At 49.9% G+C, this 22,605-nt stretch carries 14 protein-coding genes; 10 read left to right on the forward strand and 4 right to left on the reverse strand.

Going from position 1 to position 22,605, the window contains the following annotated elements:
- Positions 1-50 precede the first annotated feature (50 nt).
- The 9 genes from GK091_RS18240 (at position 51) to GK091_RS18280 (ending at position 12,698) form a co-directional block, all read left to right on the forward strand.
- The gene (locus GK091_RS18240; protein WP_164041330.1) at positions 51-668 is read left to right on the forward strand and encodes a prolyl oligopeptidase family protein; all 618 of its coding nucleotides are present in this window, start codon (positions 51-53) and stop codon (positions 666-668) included.
- A gap of 473 nt (positions 669-1,141) precedes the next feature.
- Entirely contained in the window at positions 1,142-1,783 is a 642-nt protein-coding gene (locus tag GK091_RS18245; protein WP_246202312.1) for a gluconate 2-dehydrogenase subunit 3 family protein, read from the forward strand.
- 88 nt (positions 1,784-1,871) lie between these two features.
- Complete coding sequence (locus tag GK091_RS18250; RefSeq protein WP_164041331.1) at positions 1,872-3,590, forward strand: GMC oxidoreductase; 1,719 nt, start codon at positions 1,872-1,874, stop codon at positions 3,588-3,590.
- Positions 3,591-3,740: 150 nt separating this feature from the next.
- Positions 3,741-4,301, forward strand: a complete 561-nt coding sequence (locus GK091_RS18255; RefSeq protein ID WP_164041332.1) for a hypothetical protein — start codon at positions 3,741-3,743, stop codon at positions 4,299-4,301.
- Positions 4,302-4,365: 64 nt separating this feature from the next.
- Positions 4,366-5,763 (forward strand): ATP-binding cassette domain-containing protein, encoded by a 1,398-nt coding sequence (locus tag GK091_RS18260; protein WP_164041333.1) that lies wholly within the window; start codon positions 4,366-4,368, stop codon positions 5,761-5,763.
- A gap of 817 nt (positions 5,764-6,580) precedes the next feature.
- Complete coding sequence (locus GK091_RS18265) at positions 6,581-9,034, forward strand: OmpA family protein (protein WP_164041334.1); 2,454 nt, start codon at positions 6,581-6,583, stop codon at positions 9,032-9,034.
- A gap of 104 nt (positions 9,035-9,138) precedes the next feature.
- The gene (ispE, locus tag GK091_RS18270) at positions 9,139-9,945 is read left to right on the forward strand and encodes a 4-(cytidine 5'-diphospho)-2-C-methyl-D-erythritol kinase (RefSeq protein ID WP_164041335.1); all 807 of its coding nucleotides are present in this window, start codon (positions 9,139-9,141) and stop codon (positions 9,943-9,945) included.
- A gap of 91 nt (positions 9,946-10,036) precedes the next feature.
- Positions 10,037-10,645 (forward strand): cytochrome c oxidase subunit 3, encoded by a 609-nt coding sequence (locus GK091_RS18275; protein WP_164041336.1) that lies wholly within the window; start codon positions 10,037-10,039, stop codon positions 10,643-10,645.
- Positions 10,646-10,721: 76 nt separating this feature from the next.
- Positions 10,722-12,698, forward strand: coding sequence for a M1 family metallopeptidase (locus GK091_RS18280; protein WP_164041337.1), 1,977 nt, complete (start codon positions 10,722-10,724; stop codon positions 12,696-12,698).
- An 80-nt stretch (positions 12,699-12,778) separates the two neighbouring features.
- On the opposite strand, the gene GK091_RS18285 is transcribed toward GK091_RS18280, so the two are convergent.
- From GK091_RS18285 to secA, 4 genes are all read right to left on the reverse strand, one after another.
- Positions 12,779-13,717, reverse strand: coding sequence for a 3-oxoacyl-ACP synthase III family protein (locus tag GK091_RS18285; protein WP_164041338.1), 939 nt, complete (start codon positions 13,715-13,717; stop codon positions 12,779-12,781).
- Between the two features lie 452 nt (positions 13,718-14,169).
- Positions 14,170-15,297: a glycosyltransferase gene (locus tag GK091_RS18290; RefSeq protein ID WP_164041339.1), complete on the reverse strand. Its 1,128-nt coding sequence runs from the start codon at positions 15,295-15,297 to the stop codon at positions 14,170-14,172.
- A gap of 79 nt (positions 15,298-15,376) precedes the next feature.
- Positions 15,377-16,459, reverse strand: coding sequence for a hypothetical protein (locus tag GK091_RS18295; RefSeq protein WP_164041340.1), 1,083 nt, complete (start codon positions 16,457-16,459; stop codon positions 15,377-15,379).
- Between the two features lie 118 nt (positions 16,460-16,577).
- On the reverse strand, positions 16,578-19,982 hold the full coding sequence (gene secA / locus GK091_RS18300) for a preprotein translocase subunit SecA (protein ID WP_164041341.1): 3,405 nt from the start codon (positions 19,980-19,982) through the stop codon (positions 16,578-16,580).
- Positions 19,983-20,200: 218 nt separating this feature from the next.
- Between secA and GK091_RS18305 the strand changes: the two genes are divergently transcribed.
- The gene (locus GK091_RS18305) at positions 20,201-22,588 is read left to right on the forward strand and encodes an SLBB domain-containing protein (RefSeq protein WP_164041342.1); all 2,388 of its coding nucleotides are present in this window, start codon (positions 20,201-20,203) and stop codon (positions 22,586-22,588) included.
- The last annotated feature ends 17 nt before the right edge of the window (positions 22,589-22,605 follow it).

Consider the following 22,605-nt stretch of genomic DNA (forward strand, 5'->3'; position numbering starts at 1 on the left):
GGGCTGCCTGTTCCTGGTAATTTCATGCCGAAACCTTATCCTTTTTCGGTATGAAATTACCCATCCTACTTGGTCTCGAACTGACCACTATGGTTAGTGGCTGCTCGCAGAAAAGTCACGAGTCTGATCCTCCAGCGACTCGCCAACAACCCGTTACAGACACCTACTTCGGTAAAGCGGTAGTCGATAATTATCGATGGCTCGAAGACATGAATAAGCCGGAGGTGAAAGACTGGTTCAAGGCGCAGGGTGACCACACAAACGAACTACTCTACCAGATTCCGGGCCGCGATAGTCTGGTCAATACCTTCTTGCAGTACGACGCGTTGCGGTCAGTTCGGTATGGCGATGTCAGACAGCGGGGCAATCGCTATTTCTACCGAAAAACGCTGTCGTCGGAGAACGTGGGCAAACTGTATTATCGGGAAGGAAAAACCGGTCCGGAGGTATTACTTTTCGACCCCGTCGCCTACGATACGAAAAAGACCTATTCCATATCGGGTTGCTCGCCCAGCGATCAGGGACCCCATATAGCTATTGGCTTGCAGGAGGGTGGCACTGAAATTTCGATCCTGCGCACGATGGCTGTCGATACCAAAACTTTTCGGCCCGAAAATATCACCGCCGTTTTCGGGGGAGGGGTAGTCTGGCCATTTTACGGAAGATAAAAAGGTGACGTTCCGCAACTTTGTGAACAGGTATGCCTTCGCGCTCTGGCAGGTAGGTCACCCGGATTTCCAGCCAGCCGGAGTAGCCAAAAAATAGTTGCATTAAAATTGCATTAGTCCGCAGGCCACTTATGAGAAAAACGCGGCTCAACTAGCCAGTGTGGATAGAAAATTCATACGCTTACCTACGATGCATTTCGGTGACACCACGCAAGACTTGTAGGTATAAATACTTAACTATCAGTAGTTTGTAAATCTTTGAGCAACAACTAAAGCCTGGTTAGAAACGCTTAGTGCTGTTCGTGTCAACGCGCGTATAGTTTTGGGCGTTTTCAGTTATCTGACAATCGATCTTAGAATTGATCCGATCTATTGAAACTGTGTCTGAAAATTGCACAATCCATTCCTTGATTGTTATACATTTGTATTTCCTTATATCGTTCTATTTGAAAGTTTAACTCGCTCTAAGCATTATGAATAGAAGAGACGCCCTCATGCGGGTAGCTGCATTGGCCGGTGCAACCATGTCGTTGCCTGCTTTGGCTGATACACTCGAAGCTTCGGCTACCCGACGCGCCTTAACGGGCAAGCCGCTCTTTTTTACGGCCGATCAGGATGCGACCGTCGCTGAACTGGCTGATACCATTATTCCGACGACCAAGACCCCTGGTGCCAAAGCCGCAAAGGTTAACGAAGTCATTGATATTATAGTGAAGGACTGCTACAAGCCTGACGATCAGCAACGCTTTTTGGAAGGACTTGCGCAGACTAACAAACTGAGTCAGGATGCCTACGGTAAGGCATTCGTACAGCTCGATCCAGCACAACGCATTGAGGTTGTGAAGAAACTCGAAGCCGACGCTAAGCAGCAGAAACTGGCGCAAATGAACGAAGAAAAGAGTGCTACGAAAGTGGAGAACTCACAGGCTGACCTTCAAATGCCCGGTGCTAAGAAACGATTTACTCCTTTCTTCACGATGATGAAAGACCTCACGCTGACGGGCTATTTCACGTCTGAAATAGGCTGTACACAGGCGTTGGAGTATGTAGCCGTTCCAGGTCGTTACGACGGTTGTGTAACCATCAAACCCGGCCAGAAGGCGTGGGCCATCTAACTTGTAGTATCCAGACGCGAAGAACAAGACGTGATAAGGCTCCTGATCGAGTACACGTCGACCTTCGCTTCTCACTCCTTCAAAAATTATGAACCTCAATATTGACGCAAAAAAGGATATGACCTACGACGCAATTGTCGTAGGATCTGGTATTTCGGGAGGTTGGGCGGCTAAAGAGCTGACTGAAAAGGGCCTCAAAGTACTTATGCTGGAACGTGGCCGCGATGTAAAACACATTGAAGGCTATCCAACAGCTACCAACAACCCGTGGGATTTTCCGCACCGGGGACGCATTACAACGATGGCTGCCGAAGAATACTGGGCCAACATGCGTACGGGTTACACCGCCAATGAAGAGTGGCGCCACTTTTTTGAAAACGACAAAGAAAACCCGTATCTCGAAAAACGGAAAGTAGACTGGATTCGGGGCTACCACGTGGGTGGCCGGTCGCTGATGTGGGGCCGCCAAAGCTACCGCCTGAACAAAGAAGATTTCATGGCCAATGCTAAAGAAGGTATTGGTGTCGATTGGCCCATTCGTTACGAAGATCTGGCTCCCTGGTACACATATGTAGAAGGATTTGCGGGTATTTCGGGTAGCAAGGATGGGCTGGACGTACTGCCGGATGGCAATTACCTGCCGCCCATGCAGATGAACTGTCTGGAAAAAGAAGCTAAGAAGAAAATTGAGAAGGCATTTCCGGCTCGCACGGTTACGATGGGTCGGGCGGCTCACCTGACCGCCCCTAAACAACTCCACTACGATCTGGGCCGGGCTGCCTGTCAGTTCCGGAACCAATGTATGCGGGGTTGCCCTTACGGTGCATATTTCAGCACACAATCGGCGACGTTGCCAGCAGCGGTGAAAACAGGTCGATTAACACTCCGTCCTGATTCGATCGTGTCGGAAGTGATTTTCGACGAGAAAAAAGGCAAAGCGACCGGCGTTCGGGTCATCGATCAGAACACCAAAGAAGTACGTGAATACTTTGCCCGAATCATCTTCCTGAATGCGTCGGCTTTCGCCAGTACATCGATCCTGATGAACTCCAAGTCGCACCGGTTCCCGAATGGGATGGGTAATGAATCCGATCAGCTTGGCCGGAACATCATGGACCACCACCTGGCGGTTGGCGCGGCTGGTACGTTTGATGGTATGGAAGATCAGTACTACTACGGTCGTCGGGCCAATGGTGTGTACGTACCACGCTATCGGAACTGGGCGGGCGACAAGCGCGATTACGTTCGTGGCTTTGGCTACCAGGGCGGTGCTGGTCGGGGCGGCTGGGGTCGTGGCAATGGTATGGAAGGCTTCGGTGGCGATTTCAAAGACAGCCTGACAACGCCGGGCCCCTGGACGATGAGCTTAGGTGGCTTCGGTGAAATGATTGCTGATCCGAACAACCGCATGACCCTGTCACCCACTCAGAAAGATAAGTGGGGCTTACCGCTTATCGAGTTCGACGCAGCGTATGGTGAGAACGAGAAAAAGATGCGGATCGACATGATGAACGATGCTGCGGAAATGCTCGAAGCGGCCGGTCTGAAAAACGTGACGGCTTATAACGATGAGTCGAAACACCCCGGTATCGGTATTCACGAAATGGGAACTGCCCGCATGGGACGTGACCCAAAAACATCGGTGCTAAATGCGCACAACCAGATTCACTCGGTGAAAAACGTATTTAATACGGATGGCGCGTGTATGACTTCGGCATCCTGTGTAAATCCGTCACTGACTTATATGGCCCTAACAGCGCGCGCTGCCGATTTTGCCGTTAAGGAAATGAAAAAGGGAAACCTCTAACGTATCGCTTAGTCATAGGGAAGGTAGTAAACGTCAGCTGTTTACTACCTTTTTTTGTTAGAGAAAATTAAAAGAGAATTAAACAGTTTGCGACTAGTTGAGTTATACTATAGAATATCAGATAAAAGCGATATAAACAAGAACTCAACTATGAAAAAGGTATTGATAATGGGTTTCATGCTGGCAGCCGGCCTGACCCTAAATGCGCAAGCGCAGACAACGAATTCAGGCACAACAGGTGCTGGTACGACTGGTGCAGGAACAACCACTGGAGCCGGCATGGGTACTATGGGTACAACGAATACTAACACGGGTACTACTGGTGCTGGTACAACGAACACCGGAACCTATACGAACGGTCAGAATACAGGCACGGGAACCGGTACATACCAAACCCAGCCACCAGCGGGTACAGGTACGGGTACCATGAACACTGGTACGACTACTGGTGCTGGAACAACCAACACCGGAACGTACGGCACTGGCACCACTGGTACTATGAATAATGGTACTTCGACCGGTACAGGCACAATGAACACGGGTACTTCGACTGGTACAGGCACGATGAACAGCGGTACAACTACCGGGACTCAGCCACAAACAGGAACCAGCGATCGCATGAATGGTGGTACGACGGGCAATCCAGCAACCCGCACAAAAAGCCGGTCATCGTCAACGACGACAAGACCGTCTTCTATGACCAACAAATAGTATATACTGCATAAAGAATTAAGCCGGATGGATACCTTTGTAAGGTTATCCATCCGGCTTTTTCATGCCAAGTCAACTCGATTCGATTAGTACCCAACATCTCTCCGTCCGCCGAGGTGGGCAACTCGTGTTAGCCGATGTGAGCGTTACCATTAAGTCAGGTGAATGCTGGGCTTTAGTTGGACCCACCGGCAGCGGAAAAACCACCTTTCTGCAAGCGTTGGCTGGCCAGTTGCCCACAACGCCGGGAACACTGACGCGTAACCAGTCTGTTGCTTTTGTCTCCTTCAAAGAAGCGTCGAGCCAGTTCTCATACAGCGGGCATTTCTATCAACAACGGTATCATTCAACGCTGAGTGATTCGCATGAGGGAAAGCCCGCCCTCACCGTGCGTGAATACCTGCGATTTTCCGGATCAGCAGAAGATACTACCCTCGTACAGCGACTCGGTCTGGAGCCATTTCTTGACTCCGCTTTTATAAAGTTATCCAACGGCCAGACCCGGAAAGCACGTATTGGCCGGGCCTTACTTCAGCATCCTGAATTGCTTTTGCTCGATGATCCTTTCGTTGGACTGGATGCTGCGTTTCGGCAGGAGTTGAGTCAGTGGTTGGGTAATCTCACCCATCAGGGTCTTACGGTGATCATTGCAACAGAGATAACCAAAATGCCTGCCTTTATCACTCACGTGTTGGTGCTGGAAAAGGGCCGCTTGGTGGAAGCTGGTCCTAAGGAGACCATTGACTGGAAAGAAAAAATAACGAAAAATACATCAATACCGCAACTACAGACTCTGCCGAAGCCGGCTGATTTTGAGGAAGCCTTCCGACTTACTGATGTAACGGTGCAGTATGGTGAACGCGTCATTCTCAATGCGATTAACTGGGTTGTGAAGGCAAATGAGCGCTGGGGACTGATGGGCCGAAACGGAGCTGGAAAGTCTGTGCTGTTGAGCTTGCTGTACGGTGACCATCCACAGGCTTACGCCAACGATGTTCGTGTCTTCGGGCATCGGCGGGGTAGGGGAGAAAGCATCTGGGACGTTAAGCGACGAATCGGCTTTGTGTCACCTGAATTGCATCTATACTTTCCACAAAGCCTTTCTGTTAGGCAGGTCGCCTTTACTGGCCTGACCGATACATTGACTGTCCCGGCTCATGTGCCCGCCAGTGCCGAAGCTGATTTTCATTCGTTGCTGGATTATTTTGGTATCACCAACCTTGTCGATCGGACATTCGGAACGCTATCCGTTGGGGAGCAGCGGCTTGTTCTGTTGATAAGAGCGTTGCTTAAAAATCCGTCCGTATTGATCCTGGATGAGCCCTTTCAAGCTATAGACGATCGGCGAATTCAACTGGCCAGACGGTTACTGGACTCATTTACTGACAAAACGATTCTGTTCGTTACGCACGATCGCACTGAATTCCCCGCTAGCGTCGATCAAATTTTTGAGTTACTGTAACCGGATGAACAAGACGTCAAATGGCATTTTCTTGTAAAGCTATACCAACTTCGTTATCCTCGTTGTTACTGTAACCACTTGTATCCGCTAACGCTGGCATGGTTTATGATGATTATGAATCTGGGCGCTCTCAGCTAATTCAATTGACAAGTACTGTGATCAGGGAATAAATAAGGCAATTATTGCACACCAGCTCCATTAACTACTACAATGGAGGACAAGAATCTACGGCGTTTTCAATGATAATGCCGTTAGATAGCGTGAAAGTCAATAGCGGGTGACGGTTAACTTCAGATTATGTCACAATAATATACTGTTTCGACTGAGTGATTCACCTTGTGTTCCGAATTGAACAGTCACATAAAAACTGTCGATAGAATAGTAAATAAGAAAGAAGATTTGGTCGACTTACTGTCACGAAAAGAAATGACGGTGCTCGGGAGTTTACGCTATTTTACGTAGATGCAATCTTCTTCAAAGCTGTAATCAACAAAGCGACACGGTTATCGTTATGTTTGTCTAATCGTATTTTCATGTGAGCATGTTTTTTGCTGACGTTTTAATAGCCGTATGATAAACAAAAAAGTGAACGCGCTTGGACTAAAGAACAGGCGATATTATGGTCGGTAAGTCACTGATGCCGATATTACGACAAGTGTCGTAATACGTTGTTCGCTAATTGAGGTACCAATTAAGCTTTACCAGCTTCTAATGTTGAGAGGTTGGCACATTGATTGTTAAAGAGTGATCATAAGACAGAACAAGTTGCCGATTTATAGATAAGCCTTCGGATTGGCCGGACGTAAGTATAACACCGATGAAAGCAAGTTGGGTGAAGCAGGTTTTGGGTGTATTACTGTGGATGAGCTGTTCGACTGCGGCTTGGTCGCAGACAGATTCGCTGTTGCGGCAGGCAGAGCGGTTGCTTGGCTTCAAAGCTTACGGGCGTGCTATCGATGCCTATTCGCAGATACTGAAGGAAGACGGTGATCAGCTTACGCCCGCTCAGAAGGCTATGGCGCAGTCGAAATTAGCGTACGCTTATCAGCAGGTTGGCGATGGCGCTAAAGCCGAACGATACTATCGCGAAGCATTCAGCAACAGCGACATGGATGGCGACCCACAGCAGGCGTTGCAGTTTGCGCAGATGCTGGCGGGTAACGGGAAGTTTCAGGAAGCGCAGAAGCAATATGAACGATACCTGCAATTGAAACAGAAAGCCCCTCCGCGTCGGGTTGCGTCTGTGCCCGAAGGCGATGCAGTCAGCGCAGGAGGCCGTAAAGAAGCCGTTCGTTATCGATTAGAGTATCTGTCTCTGAATTCGCAGGGAGAGGAGTTTAGTCCCGCGTTTTACCAGGATGGCCTTGTCTACGTATCGGGTAAAAAAGGCGGTGCGGCTATCGAAACGCAGGGAAGCGGTGGTGGTGCGGGCTATCTTGATCTCTTTTACGCGCCACATCGAAATAACCTGAAAATTGACGGTATTCTCAATACAGATGGTACGGTCAGCAAGCCCGTTAACGAGCGTGTCAAAGGCGAACGGAGCCTTGGCCGTGATGCGTACACGCGTCCTACTGCCAACGATTCGCGAACGGTGCCCGGTTTCAATGCGAGTATTAACATCACCGAAGGATTGGGGTATGTGCCCCGCTCATCAAATTCCGTTCAAAAACTTAGTAAAACGCTGAACACCAAGTATCACGAAGGGCCCGCAACGTTCTCGCGGGATGGTTCCCGCATCATTTTTACACGGAATAACTACAATGAAGGGCGCTCCGGAAAAAGCACGGAAGGTGTCAATAAACTCAAATTATATACGGCTCGCCAACAAAACGGAACATGGGTCGATGTGGAAGAGTTACCGTTCAACAGCGACGAGTATTCAGTAGGGCACCCGGCCCTGAGCAACGATGAGCAGCTGCTCTATTTTGCATCGGATATGCCGGGTGGTCTTGGCGGAACGGATATTTACGTGAGTCGCTACCAAAACGGGAAGTGGGGTAAGCCTGTCAATTTGGGGGCTAGTATCAACACCCGAAAAAATGAACTGTTCCCCTTCGTTGACGAAGCCGGAAATCTCTATTTCTCTTCCGATGGGCGAGGTGGCCTTGGGGCCCTGGATATCTTTTTTGCTAATCTGTCCAATGGCTCAACGGTACAATCCGTAGAACATCTCGATGCACCGATCAACTCCGCAGAGGATGATTTTGGCCTCATTACCGATGCCGGTCGACGGAGTGGCTATTTCAGCAGCAGCCGACGTGACGGGAACGACGACATCTTCCGGTTCGTACGGGAAAGTTCGCTGTACGGATGCCGCGATCTGACCATCCGGCTTTACGATGCTGAATCGGATATGCCCCTAGACAGCGTTAGCATAGTCGTGAAATCAAAAGTCGAAGGCCGGCCGGACCAGACGATTGTGACCGACGGAAATGGACAGGTACAGCTGTGTCTGGAAGGGAACAACAATTTCATTTTCCAGGCCAGCCGCGATGGGTACATCAATAGTACCGTTGGATTTATGACCCGTTCGCTGACCGATGATCAACCAACAAGGCTTGAGATGTCGATGATGAAGCCCACCGTGATCATGGATACGATTGCGGCTACATCAACGGGTGCCGCTTCATTAGCCCGTTCACGCATTCGGGGTGTCGTGATCGGTGAACGGAATCGTCGTCCTATCGAGGGCGTAACGGTTCGGCTGCGCAATGAGTGTAATAAACGCCTGAGCGAGTACGTAACCAGAGCCGATGGGCGCTATAGCTTTGATCTCGACCCCGGTTGTGACTATACACTGATTGCCTCTAAGCCCGAGTTTGGGACCAATACGAATCGGATCAAACGCCTGCCTAAGAAGGAAAATCCAAGAGAACTATCGGCTGATTTGCCGATGCTTAGTGTGGGTGATGTGGTCACCATCGACAATATTTACTATGATCTGGACCGGTTTAGCTTGCGGTCCGATGCATCGCGCGAACTGGATCGGCTGGTAGCTACCATGCGAAAATACCCGTCGTTAGTGATCGAAATTCGTTCGCACACCGATAGTCGGGGTGATGCCACGCACAACAAAATTTTATCGACCGAACGGGCCAAAGCCGTTGCCAGCTACCTGAACTCCAAAGGAATCAGCCGTAAGCGAATGGTGGCAGTTGGTATGGGTGAGTCGCAGTTGGTCAATAATTGTACGGATGGCGTTATCTGCACCGACGCCGAACACCAGCGCAATCGGCGAACGGAATTCAAAGTGATTGCGATAAAATGATGCGGTACGGATTATGAATGATGAATCGGCTATAGTACATTCATCGTTCATAATATAGGCTGGCTGATCCGCTATGGGTTGGCTAACCTAGTATCAGTCGTCTAATGCTTTCTTTCCCCAACGCCAAAATTAACCTGGGCCTGCTCATCACCGAAAAGCGGCCTGATAGCTTTCATAACCTGCAATCTTGTTTTTACCCGGTTGGCTGGACCGATGCGCTGGAGCTGATTCCGGCTGACACCTTCCAGTTTACCAGCAGCGGCCTCCCCATCCCAGGGGATGATGGGACCAATCTCTGCGTTCGGGCCTATGAATCACTACAGACCGATTTCGATCTGCCGCCGGTTCAAATGCACCTCCACAAACTGGTTCCGATCGGTGCAGGCTTAGGTGGGGGATCGGCCGATGCCGCTTTCGCGCTTCGGCTTATTAATGATCAGTTCAACCTTGGATTGAGTTCCTCACAATTGCAGGCATATGCCCGCAGGCTGGGAAGTGATTGCGCGTTCTTTATCGAAAATAGACCCGTCTATTGCGTTGAGAAAGGGGATGTGTTCGAAGAGATTGCGCTTGACCTCAGCGGCTATTACCTGCTTTTGGTTTACCCAAATCTGGCCATTTCTACAGCTGAAGCTTATGCAAATGTGCGCCCGAAACTACCCGCACAATCGTTACGTGAGCAGCTTCAAAAACCGATAGAAACGTGGCGGGATGCCGTCCATAACGATTTCGAAACCAGTCTCTTTCCAACCTATCCGATTCTGGCAGAAATTAAGCAGACGTTGTATGGGCTGGGAGCCGTTTATGCGAGCATGAGCGGTTCTGGCTCAACGGTATACGGGATTTTTGACGCTCCTCCGCTCGTTACAAACCAATTTTCGAATTACAGCGTTTGGCAAGGAAGACTCTAATCTGTTTGTCGTTGGCCTGTAGTTTTTGGTTCAGCGGTGGACCGGCAGTGCTACAAGCCTAAGCGATACTGACAATCCGTGAATCCCCCCAATGAGTAACTTCATCACGAAACGGCGGGAGCCGTTCCGCTTTATGCTCTGGCTTGGCATTGCCAGCAGCGTCATGCTATTCACCATGCTGCTGGTGACGTACGTTATTCGCCGGACGGCTCCTGACTGGACCGATGTGAAACTGCCGAATGTGTTCTTAATCAGTACGTTTGTGATCATTCTGAGCAGCTTCACGCTCAATAACGCAAATCAGGCGTTTCGGCATGAGCGATTCAGTAGCTATCGCACGAACATCGCGACCACGCTGGTTCTGGGAACGTTATTCATTCTATTACAGGGCTGGGGATGGCGGCAAATGATTCTGGCGGGTATCAAGATGGAGGGTAATCCGTCCGGTAGTTTTGTGTATGTCATATCAGGAATACACCTCGTACATATCCTGATCGGGTTGATTTTTTTGGTGATCGCTTTGGCCGAAGCCTTACGTCGGCGGCCCTACGTAGACTCCTTTGTGTACAGTGTCAATCCGCCAAATCAGCTTAAAATCCGGCTTATAACCCTATACTGGCACTTTGTTGATATACTCTGGGTCGGTCTGTTTATCTTCTTATTGATCCATCACGGACTCGATCTGCGCCTATCGCTGTAGCTACTTGACTAGTAGAGTTATCCAGTTTTACGGCTTTATAGCGTTATTTGTATAAAATCTGTTTTTTAATCGCTTCATGAAAAAAATCGCTCTTGGGGCGGGGCTATGGGTGCTAAGCTTAGTTGCTTTCGCGCAGAATGCACCGTCGTCAACATCGGCAGCAGGGTCGAAATATGACCCGCTTGCGTTGTTTCATCCTCTATTTAATATGCAGCCGGGCAACGATTACCGGACGGGTAGTGGCGCTCCCGGCCCTCGCTACTGGCAAAACCGTTCGGATTATCAGATCAACGTTGCCCTCGACGATCAGCAGAAAACCATTACGGGTGAGGTAACGATCACGTACAAAAACAATTCGCCCGAAACGCTGGGGTATCTCTGGTTGCAGCTCGATCAGAATGCGTTCAGCGATACATCCCGAGCGGCCAAAACAACACCGGTTGCCGGGGGACGGTTTGGTAATCTGGGCTTTGCGGGTGGGCTTACGATCACTAGTGTAACCGTTGAGCAGGGAAAAAGTAAAGGGGCTGCGGTTCCGTACGAGATTACCGATACCCGGATGCAGGTGCGTCTGGCGGAGCCGGTGAAGCCCAATGGTGACGTAGTAAAGTTGAAAGTAGCTTATTCGTTCAAAATCCCGGAATACGGCTCCGATCGGATGGGGCAGTTGCAACGGAAAGATGGTATCATCTACGAAATTGCGCAGTGGTATCCACGCATGTGTGTTTACGACGACATCGAAGGCTGGAACGTACTTCCTTACTTGGGAGCGGGCGAGTTTTATCTCGACTATGGCGATTACGAATACAACGTAACCGTCCCCTGGGATCATATCGTGGTTGGCTCGGGCGAATTGCTGAACCCGAACGACGTTTTGACGGCTGACCAGATCAAGCGGCTGGCGCAGGCCCGGCAGAGCGATCAGACGGTGATCATTCGCGGTAAGGATGAAGTGACCAATCCAAACACGCGTCCAAAAAAATCTGGTACGCTGACCTGGAAATTCCGTTGTCAGAACACCCGCGATGTTGCCTGGGCTTCGTCGAAATCATTTGTGTGGGATGCGGCTAAGCTGAACCTGCCGAGCGGTAAGCCAGCCCTTGCTCAGTCCGTCTACCCCGTTGAGAGTGCAACCAACGATTCGTGGGGTCGCTCTACGGAGTACGTGAAGGGCAGCATCGAGTACTATTCGAAATACCTCTACGAGTTCAGCTATCCGGTGGCTACCAACGTAGCGGGCATTGTGGGTGGCATGGAATATCCCGGCATCATCTTCTGCGATCACAAGAGCCGCAAAGATGGCTTATGGGGCGTAACGGACCATGAGTTCGGTCACAACTGGTTCCCGATGATCGTAGGTAACAACGAGCGGAAGTTTCCATGGATGGACGAAGGGTTCAACACGTTCATCAACACGCTGTCTACCGCCAATTTTAACAAAGGCGAGTATGACCGGGAGCGGGGTACGATGCACGACATTGCGCCTGCGCTGTTTTATCCCACGGAACCGGTTATGACAATCCCGGACGTACAACAGCCGCGGGCATTGGGCATACTAGCCTATTACAAGCCCGGTATGGGGTTGAAGCTGCTGCGCGATGTGATTCTTGGGCCTAACCGTTTCGATTTTGCCTTCAAGAATTATGTCGATCGCTGGGCCTTTAAACACCCGACGCCTTACGATTTTTTCCGGAGTATGGAAGACGGTGCAGGCGAAGACTTAGGCTGGTTCTGGCGTGGCTTCTTCTACGAAACCTGGAAACTGGATCAGGCCGTCAAAGAGGTAAAATACGTCGATGGGTCTGCTGAAAAGGGCTCGCTGATCTCCATTGAAAATCTGGAGAAATTTGCCATGCCCGTTACCATCGAAGTGACCGAAAATAACGGTAAAAAAGGCCGTGTCAACCTGCCGATCGAAGTGTGGCAGCGCGGTAGCTCCTGGACGTTTAAATACAATTCAACGTCGCCAATAAAAACGGTTGTTCTTGATCCGGACGAGAAATTGCCGGACATCAACGAGAAAAACAATACCTGGCGGGCCGAAGCCCAGTAAAGTAAATCGGTAAAAAAGGGATTGGGGTAACTGATAGGCAGCATAGCTATCAATTACCCCAATCCCTTTTTTGTGCTTTTCTATACTTCAACCAACATGGCACCGAAGGAATAACCACCACCAAAAACGGTTACGGCTATGCGCTGCCCTTTCTGAAATGTGTCCCACTGCTCGGAGAGGGCTATGGCGCAACCCGCACAACCCGTGTTCCCGTATCGTTGAATGTTAGAGATCAATTTTTCTTCGGGCAGACCAAGCGTATTCATGACATTGCGCGAAATGCGCAGATTGGCCTGGTGAGGCAATACGTAATCGACATCAGCAAGCGTCAAGCCGCATCGGTCGAGTACCTGTAGCGTGGCTTTTGGCATGTACTGACAGGCATTGATGAACACATCACGACCGAACGGCATCGTAACACCGCCGTCTACCGGTTTCATCATGACCGCCGTTGTGGCTTTCGCTGTGTGAGCCGCACCTCCGGTCAGTAGGGCTTTTATAACGAAGTCACCTTCGCTCTGGCGTTCTTTGGTGATCAGCAGGGCTGCGGCCCCATCGCCCCACAAATGCCCGGAAATGGTGTCGTTCTCGTTATTATACGCTGTATTATGTTCAGAGACGATAACGATGGCGCGGCTGGCTTTGTTGAGCGCGAAGTACCCCTCAACGACCTCGATGGCATTAAGCAACGACGAACAGGCCGTCGAGATAGACACCACCGGAATATCGGCAATTTCGAGAAAATGCTGGGCCTCGTGAGCAAGAGAGACAATCGTGTCGTAAGGCGTGTAGGTGGCGCCAACAATCAGATCGACAGTGGAGAGGTCGACTTTTTGAGCAAGCCGCCGAACAACCTCGACTGTCATGGTATTCGTATTTTCCCCAGGTGCCGCTTTGCGTCGTTCCTCAATACCGGTACGCTCGATTATCCAGTCGCTGGATAGGCCATTTAGCCTTGTAAAATGTTCATTGCCAATTACCTCTGTAGGAAGATAATGACTTACTGCATGAATGTACATCAGGTCAAAAAAGTAAGGCTAATGCAGGAATAACCCGAATCAACGGCGAAAGTTAAATACTTCCGTGAAATCGTGGTATTAAACATTAGAACAATACTATAATGTGAGGTGTAAGTGATATAAATTGCCTGTCTTGTCGCTAGTCAATCGCTTGTGCGTAAACTAGCTGTCATCGGTGGCTTCAGAAAACAGCGAACCTGTTCGTTGCAAGCCTACATTTTCAGTGGTGCTCACGCGCATCAGGCTTTACACCAGTGGGTCGAACATCCTGCATTTGTGGCAAATCTACGAATAAAAGGGCATTTTTGAGTTATTGAGGTTTGCGTTGCTGATTATAGACTCGGTTTATAAGGGACTAGTTTATGTCAAGTTCCGTATCTGTAAGGCTTCGACGCAGGCTTATTCGCTCGGGTGCAGCTCGGCAGCATCCGCATGGTCAACCAGGACGGTGCTTATGATCGATGTAAAACTGTCTGGTAAAAGGTCAGTAGTTTTTGCGTTTCAGAGTCCCAGTTGTACTCATTCTCGACGGCCAGCCGCCCCCGCTCTCCCATTGCTTTACTTTCGGCTGGGTGTTCGATCAGGTAGGTTAAGACGGCAGCCAATTGGCGGGCATCGGTTGGGTCGATACAAAAACCGCACTGGTGTCGCTCGACTACGTGGCGGTAGAGCGGAAAGTTTGATGTGATGACCGGCAGTCCCAGGGCCATGTACTCAAACAGTTTGGTCGTGTACGAGTCGGGATAATCACCAACGGCTTTAAGCAGGGCGATACCAACGGTCGATTGGGCAGCGTGTACGAACGCATGACGCTGGTCTGTGTAGCCGTAGAAATGCACGTTATCCTGAACAGTCGTAAAACCGGGTAGTTGCTCAACCGCACGATCATTAAGAGTCCGTTCGCCAAAAAGATGGCATTGGAAATCAGGGTACGTATTCTTCAGCAAAGCCAAGCCGGCAACCAGCGTATCGAAGGCCCGCTCCAGACTAATCCAGCCAATATAAAAAAATGTAGGTCGTAACTGATTTGGCGCGTATGGTTTCCGAAACGTATTCATAAAGGGGAGCAGCGGGTAATTATAGATGATGGCATGGGGTTTCGCTAAATGGTCGTAGGTATCAAGATAAGCATGTTCCGTAAAAATCAGGTAGAACCGGCGTTGAGCCATCGCATCGAACCAGAAGAACAGCCTTATCAACATCCTGCCCTGATTAGCCGACTTTTCGTCTGCTTTTTTATAAAGATTCTCGTGGACCTCGTAAATAACGGGTATGCGAAAGATCAGCTGAATTAACCGAGCAATGGGTACTAGCTCTGGATCGTAGATGTGGAACAGGTTGGGACGAATGCGCAACGCATACCAGAGGACGAGGGGGTGGCTAAAAATCAGCCGCAGCCATACGCGCCGGAATCGGGGGAGCCAGCGGTAATCAACGTCATTTCTGATGCCAGTCGGTGTGCGAGGTAAGGCGGCAATTAAGTCGTAGTGAGGGGCCAGGCTGGGAATGACCCGATAAATCAGACGTGGATCGTGAGCAGGATGAGCTGTACTGACGTGCAGGATGCGGACTTTCTTCATGAAGGAACAGGAATGTAGCTAATGACGTCTGCACGAATCAATTTGCCAGAGGCTACTTGTTGCGTTTCTGGCTGGATAGCTACTTCTTTACGCCAAAACTACGCAGCTCTGCGTCAATTTTCTGATTCCAGCGTTCCTGAGCAACCTGGTTGATACCATGATTGGTTTCGCTATCGTACTGCTCCTGCATCCGATTCATCTCCCGATAGGATTCAATAAACTGATATTGAATAATGCTGTTATAGTCTTCGAGCGTGAGACTATCCGGGTGAATTTTACGCTTGAAGCGCTCAACAATAATCTTGGTGACGTCAAAATGGCGTTGTTCGTGATTGAGGGAGTAGTCATTGCGGGCTTCCGTCCGGCCCCAGGAGGACTCTTTCAGCATATAACCCTTCACGTTCAGGTTGAGATTGATGATCCCATCTTTCACACTACTTTTCCCTTCGTAGGCAAAGCTCGTGAACACCTCCGCTGCGTAATGGCTTCCCCGGCGCGGTTCGGCCCGAAAGTCGGCCCAGGTTAGTTTACGGGAAGGGTTATAATGAACCGTATCGTCGTTGGTAATGCGTGAGTCATCCGTAACAATCACCGTGAGGCTTTTGGCAAGTTTTTCGTTTTTGCCCGCTTCCCGGTTCATGTACTCATTCAAACTCCGCAGTGCGGCTACGAGTGCCTGCCGGATCGTTGGTTCAAGAATAGTTGTCTGGCTAAGCGGACGAGTGTAATTGGCGCTTCCGCTGTACTCGGTCAGGCGGGTGCTGGTCTCATTACCCGCGTCGTCTTTTCCTACTAGTTCAAAGGCAGCGGAAAAGACAAAATGACCCGTCACGCGATTGCCATCTGCCGTTTCGCTTACCCGGCACTGGCGAATACGCATGGCAATCGGACGTAATGACCGGTTTTGTTTTAGGTTCTGATTGATGAACTGCCTGAAGCTTGACGCAACGCCGTTATCCAGATCAACGGGTTGAGTTGGCTGATTGAGTGTTAAGGCTAATCGGGCGACGGGACCACGTTCGGTCCGTTGATCAGTGACAGCGGCAATGTAGTATTCTTTGGGCGTGAACGGCAGCGGTTGAGGACTGAGTCGAATGGGTACGACCGGAGACAGAAAAGCGGGGAGTACGACTAAAATCAGACCCAAAAAGAGTTTATTCATTTACCTGAAAAAAACGGCTCGTTACGGTTGAGAGAACTGCTTTCGTCAGGAATGGTTTCTGACAAAAACGCCCCCCGAATATACAATCCAGGGGGCGTTTTATCAATAGTTGCTACCGTTAATCGATCAGCATTGCCTTGCCGCTGATCACATCACTTTCAACCGTTTTGAATTTAACGTCGCGCTTTACCGAGCCGTCCGCATATTGAACGTTTACGCGGGCATTCCGGTCAAGTTTGGCAACACGAGCGGGTACGCGGGGAGGTCCTGCCTGAGCGGGCATTGGTGGCGCTCCGGCCCCCATCGCATTGTTCTCGGCCATTCGGCGCGCATATTCTTCCGGTCCCGTGGCGAGATGGTCATCGTCAAAGTCCTCGATATTCGTATGTAGTTTCGGTTGTGGCTCCGGCCGATGCTGGGCTGGGGCCTGCCGAATTTCCTGCTGAACCTCTTCGGGTTCCTGTGCCGGAATATCCGCCTTGGTCAGGAAACTGATCGTATCGAAATTGACCTTGTTGAGGAACCGTTTGAACAGCTCGACCGACTCGAACTTATAGACCAGTAACGGGTCTTTCTGCTCAAACACCGCGTTTTGTACCGACTGCTTCAGATCATCCATTTCGCGAAGGTGTTCCTTCCACTCCTGATCGATTACCGATAGCGTCACGGCCTTTTCCATCTCGGTCACGATATCCTTACCACCCGATGCCACCGCATCGCGCAGGTCAGAAACGACAGTCAGCTCATGGAGACCATCCGAGAAGGGGACCACGATATTTTTGATCTGGCTACCCTGCTCATTCAGAACCTGCGTCAATACCGGCAATGCTTTATCGGCAATCGCGTGGTTCTTCGCCTGATATTGCTGCTCTGACTCATCATACAACCGACGAATCTGATCCGGCTTTTTCATGCGGGCAAACTCTTCTGTTGTCAGTTCAGGAACAACGCCGAGCGTAGTCAGAAGCTGAAGCTTTATTTCTTCGTAATTTCCTTCAGCGTTGTTGACGGTTTCTTCCACAACGTCATACATTGTGTTGGCGATATCGAGCGGCAGCCGATCGCCAAAGAGTGCATTCCGACGACGTTTGTAAATAGCCTCACGCTGGTAGTTCATAACGTCGTCATATTCCAGCAACCGCTTCCGAATACCGAAGTTGTTTTCTTCGACTTTCTTCTGCGCCCGCTCGATTGACTTCGTGATCATCGAGTGCTGAATCACTTCGCCTTCTTCCAGACCCATACGGTCCATCACTTTGGCAATCCGTTCTGAACCGAACAAGCGCATTAGGCTGTCTTCGAGCGAAACGAAGAACTGCGTTGTCCCCGGATCACCCTGGCGACCCGAACGACCGCGTAACTGACGGTCAACCCGGCGCGATTCGTGGCGTTCCGTACCGATGATAGCCAGACCACCAGCCGCCCGCGATTCCGGTGTCAGCTTGATATCAGTACCGCGACCGGCCATGTTCGTGGCAATGGTTACAGTGCCGGGCAGACCCGCCGATGCAACAATTTCGGCCTCGCGCTGGTGGTACTTCGCGTTTAGAACCTGGTGCTGTATTTTACGGATGGTCAGAAACCGGCTCAGCAATTCAGAGTTTTCGACCGACGTTGTACCAACCAGTACAGGTCGTCCTTTCTCGACCAGACTGGCGATCTCATCCACTACCGCGTTGTATTTCTCGCGTACTGACCGGTAAACCTTATCTTCTTCATCAACCCGGCTAATGGATCGGTTCGTCGGAACGACGACCACGTCCATTTTATAAATCTGCCAGAATTCCGATGCTTCGGTTTCGGCCGTACCCGTCATGCCAGCCCGCTTGTGATACATCCGGAAATAGTTCTGGAGCGTAACGGTTGCGTAGGTCTGGGTGGCGTCTTCAACTTTTACGTTTTCCTTTGCTTCAACCGCCTGGTGCAGCCCATCCGACCACCGGCGACCTTCCATGATCCGGCCCGTCTGCTCATCTACGATTTTTACCTTGCCGTCCATGATGACGTACTCCGTATCGCGTTCGAACAAACAGTAGGCTTTCAGTAGCTGATTGACCGTGTTGATCCGCTGCGTTTTGACCGCATAGTCACGCACTACCGCTTCTTTATGCAGAATCTTTTCCTGTTCCGAAAAATCGCTGTCTTTATCGATGGTATTGAGGTCAATCGACAGATCGGGCAGGATAAAGAAATTCGGATCTTCGCCCGAGCCGGTAATGAAATCGATGCCTTTCTCAGTCAGGTCAATGCCATTATGACGCTCATCGATGGTAAAATACAGGGGTGCATCGGCTTCGGGCATCAGTTTCTGGTTTTCGGCCAGATAGATGGATTCCGTTCGTTGCAAGAGTGCTTTATTGCCCGTTTCGCTCAGGAACTTAATGAGCGGTTTGTGCTTTGGCAAACCACGATGAGCCCGGAACAGCGCAAGCCCTCCTTCTTTTTCATCGCCAGCCGCAATTTTCTTCTTCGCTTCGTTCAGGTAGTCATACACCAGCTTCCGTTGTGCTTCGACGACCCGGGAAACGCGGGGCTTCAATTCGATATAATCCTGTTCATCACCACGCGGCACTGGTCCGCTGATGATCAGTGGCGTCCGGGCGTCATCGATCAATACGGAGTCAACCTCATCCACCATGGCATAGTGGTGTTTCCGCTGCACGAGTTCGCCGGTTTCACGGGCCATGTTATCGCGCAGGTAATCGAAGCCAAATTCATTGTTCGTACCGTAGGTGATATCGGCGAGATACGCGTTCTTACGAGCCGCTGAGTTGGGCTGGTGCTTGTCGATACAATCTACCCGCAGACCATGAAATTCGAAGAGTGGGGCCATCCACTCAGAGTCACGCTTGGCCAGATAATCATTGACCGTGACAATGTGCACACCCCGTCCGGCGAGGCCATTCAGGAAAGCAGGGAATGTAGCCACAAGGGTCTTCCCCTCACCCGTAGCCATCTCCGCAATTTTGCCCTGATGAAGCACCACACCGCCTATGATCTGAACATCGTAGTGGACCATATCCCACTTGATGGCTGTTCCGGCAGCGTCCCAGCGGTTCGCCCAATGAGCCTGATCGCCATCGATAACGACATTTTTCTTACGGGAAGCAATCTCCCGATCGAAGTCGTCAGCCGTGACCGTCAACTGCTCGTTATTGGTAAACCGGCGGGCGGTTTCTTTCACAACCGCGAAAGCGCGGGGCAGGATAGCTAACAGAACCCGCTCCAGCTCGACGTTACGATCGGCTTCGAGTTTGTCAATCTGGTTAAACAGGCGCTCTTTCTCATTGACATCCACATCTGGATGGTTCACCGACTCCGTCAGTTCAGCAAGCTGGTTATCAATGCCGCCAAGTTCATCAGCGATCTGAGCTTTCAATTCGGCTGATACCCGACGCAACTCATCGTTGGAAAGGTCTTTTAACCGAGCAAATTCGGTATTCACTTTCTCAACGTAAGGAAATAATTCCTTAATGTCCCGTTGCGATTTAGTGCCGAAAAACTTAGCTATGAGATTAATCATTTTGTTTTTGTCAGTAATCGTTCGCTGCCGGTTAATCTTTGTTTACAGGCGAATAAGGGCTGACGGCGAACGATTTATTTTTCTACAAATTTAGTGCATTACCGTGGGACTACAAGGTGAATAGCCCACAGATGGGGACACCTTATTATATGGGAACTGTGTTTTAAAAGGAATCTATTACTTTTGCGAATCAAATTTTGGCCCAATAGCCATTGTTCATGCGTACCACCGACAAATTGTCACGTTATATCTTTCTTTCAGGGCCGTTTCGTATTGGTTTATTGCTATTAATGCTGTCTGGGACCTATCTGGTAACCGCTCAAGCCCCCCGTTCTAGGGTTGATCAGCTAAGCGACGAAGATGTTCAAAATTTTTACAAGCGTGCGCAGGCTAGCGGTCTTAGCGAAGTTCAGATAGAACAAGCTGCCATGTCGCAGGGGTATACGCTCGATGACATAGCTAAAATGCGCAGACGTATCAACGATATTCGCGCGTCATCGTCATCATCACCAAAAAGTCAAACGATAACTACAACAGGTCGGTCTTTCCCCACTGATCTCTCCCGTCGAACCGATTCATTGGCAACTAGTAGAGCGCGTAGAGATACAAATCGTGGCCTACCGGTTTTTGGGGCTTCCTTGTTTGAAAATGCCAACCTGTCATTCGAACCAAATCTGCGTATTGCCACACCCAAAAGTTATGTGGTTGGCCCCGACGATGAAATCCGGATCGATATCTCCGGCGCTTCGACTGGTGAGTTTCAACTAAAGGTTACACCTGATGGCACGGTCAAAGTGCCCAATTTAGCGCCTGTTTTTGTGGCAGGCCTTACCATTGAACAGGCTGAGCAGCGAATTATCTCTCGTCTGCGGCAGGGAGGGTACCAGGGCCTGGGGCAAGCTGGTAGCGGTACGACTGCCAACGTAACGCTGACCAATATTCGAAGCATTCGTATTACACTGGTAGGTGAAGTCGTGCGTCCCGGTACGTATACCATATCATCACTGGGAACAGCCTTCAATGCTCTTTATCTGGCTGGAGGTCCTAATCCGCAAACGGGGTCTTTCCGGAAGATTAATATTATCAGAGGTAACCGCGTTATACGTACGATTGACTTGTACGATTTTATCCTCAGAGCTGATCAGCGAGATAATATCCGGTTACAGGATCAGGATGTCATCCGGGTTGCTGATTACGAAACTCGGGTTGAACTGACAGGACAAGTACGTAGACCTGCTATTTTTGAAGTGCTGCCCGGTGAGACGCTTAAAACGGTGCTTGGTTTTGCTGGTGGTTTTGGTGACGATGCTTACCGGGCTTCCATCACCCTCCGGCGCAACACCGCCCGGGAACTCCGCATCGCAACGATCACTGAAGAACAACTGAACACGTTTGTTCCACAGCGTGGTGATAAATACTTTGTCGGAAAAATTCTGGAGCGCTACGAAAACAGGATTCAGGTAGCAGGCGCTGTAATGAGACCGGGCGATTATGCACTCGAGCCAGGCCTTGAAACGGTCAAGCAATTGATTGCTCGGGCAGAAGGTTTACGTAAAGATGCCTTCACAAACCGAGCCACCATCATACGCGAGCGTGCGGATATGGACCGGGAAAATTTATCCTTCGACTTAGGTAAACTGCTGAGAGGTGAGGTTGCTGACATTCCCCTTCAACGCCAGGATAGCCTAACCGTGTTCTCGATTCGGGATTTGCGAGAAGCCTATTACGTGACAATCGAGGGGGCTGTCAATCGGCCAGATACTATTGCTTACGTGTCCAACATGAGCGTAGCTGACCTGATTGCTCAAGCAGGTGGTTTTCAGGAAGGGGCCAAACCCAATCTGATCGAAGTGGCCAGACGCATTCGGCAGGACTCCGCAGGTATACGGACGACTATGCTTGAAGTATATCGTTTTTCGATTGATCGTAATTTGCAAATTACTGCCGTAGGAGGAAGCTCGCGGGAGTTTCAGCTTCAACCATTTGATATCGTATATGTGCGCACGTCGGCTAATTACGAAACGCAGAAACAGGTAACCATTTTAGGAGAGGTAATGCAGCCCGGTAACTACGCGATCTACAGCCGTGAGGAACGAATTAGTGATTTGATCAAACGAGTTGGTGGCTTAAAACCTGAAGCGTATATGGCTGGTGCCCAACTCCGGCGACAAGGGCAGGTCATCGGTAACGATTTGCGGAATATTATCAACGAACCCGGATCTGAAGAAAATTTGTTGCTTCAGGACAGAGATACGTTATCAATTCCTCGCCGTTCAGAAATTGTTTCGATGCAGGGAGCTGTATTAAATCCGTCATCCGTTAGTTTCAAAACAGATTATTCGTTTGATGACTACCTCAGTGAAGCTGGGGGATTTACGGATAACGCTCGAAAAAATAAGGCGTATGTTGTCTATCCAAATGGGCGTAAAGATCGTACTCACAAATTTTTGTTTTTTACCTCGAGGCCTCATGTAGAGCCTGGTTCTACAGTGATTGTACCATTTAAGCCTTTAGATACAAACAGATTAACACCAGGTGAACGCATCGGTATTTTCTCTCTACTAGCAACGGTATCTATCGCCTTAGTTAATGTCATACTTCGTTAATTATTATTCAATATAAT

Origin of the sequence: Spirosoma agri, assembly GCF_010747415.1 — a bacterium.
In the GTDB taxonomy this organism is placed as follows: Bacteria; Bacteroidota; Bacteroidia; order Cytophagales; family Spirosomataceae; genus Spirosoma; species Spirosoma agri.

What these genes read in the sequence shown, in the direction of transcription:
- GK091_RS18240 (WP_164041330.1), top strand. Translation starts at nt 51, where the DNA reads ATGAAATTACCCATCCTACTTGGTCTCGAACTGACCACTATGGTTAGT.
- GK091_RS18245 (WP_246202312.1), top strand. Translation starts at nt 1,142, where the DNA reads ATGAATAGAAGAGACGCCCTCATGCGGGTAGCTGCATTGGCCGGTGCA.
- GK091_RS18250 (WP_164041331.1), top strand. Translation starts at nt 1,872, where the DNA reads ATGAACCTCAATATTGACGCAAAAAAGGATATGACCTACGACGCAATT.
- GK091_RS18255 (WP_164041332.1), top strand. Translation starts at nt 3,741, where the DNA reads ATGAAAAAGGTATTGATAATGGGTTTCATGCTGGCAGCCGGCCTGACC.
- GK091_RS18260 (WP_164041333.1), top strand. Translation starts at nt 4,366, where the DNA reads ATGCCAAGTCAACTCGATTCGATTAGTACCCAACATCTCTCCGTCCGC.
- GK091_RS18265 (WP_164041334.1), top strand. Translation starts at nt 6,581, where the DNA reads ATGAAAGCAAGTTGGGTGAAGCAGGTTTTGGGTGTATTACTGTGGATG.
- ispE (WP_164041335.1), top strand. Translation starts at nt 9,139, where the DNA reads ATGCTTTCTTTCCCCAACGCCAAAATTAACCTGGGCCTGCTCATCACC.
- GK091_RS18275 (WP_164041336.1), top strand. Translation starts at nt 10,037, where the DNA reads ATGAGTAACTTCATCACGAAACGGCGGGAGCCGTTCCGCTTTATGCTC.
- GK091_RS18280 (WP_164041337.1), top strand. Translation starts at nt 10,722, where the DNA reads ATGAAAAAAATCGCTCTTGGGGCGGGGCTATGGGTGCTAAGCTTAGTT.
- GK091_RS18285 (WP_164041338.1), bottom strand. Translation starts at nt 13,717, where the DNA reads ATGTACATTCATGCAGTAAGTCATTATCTTCCTACAGAGGTAATTGGC.
- GK091_RS18290 (WP_164041339.1), bottom strand. Translation starts at nt 15,297, where the DNA reads ATGAAGAAAGTCCGCATCCTGCACGTCAGTACAGCTCATCCTGCTCAC.
- GK091_RS18295 (WP_164041340.1), bottom strand. Translation starts at nt 16,459, where the DNA reads ATGAATAAACTCTTTTTGGGTCTGATTTTAGTCGTACTCCCCGCTTTT.
- secA (WP_164041341.1), bottom strand. Translation starts at nt 19,982, where the DNA reads ATGATTAATCTCATAGCTAAGTTTTTCGGCACTAAATCGCAACGGGAC.
- GK091_RS18305 (WP_164041342.1), top strand. Translation starts at nt 20,201, where the DNA reads ATGCGTACCACCGACAAATTGTCACGTTATATCTTTCTTTCAGGGCCG.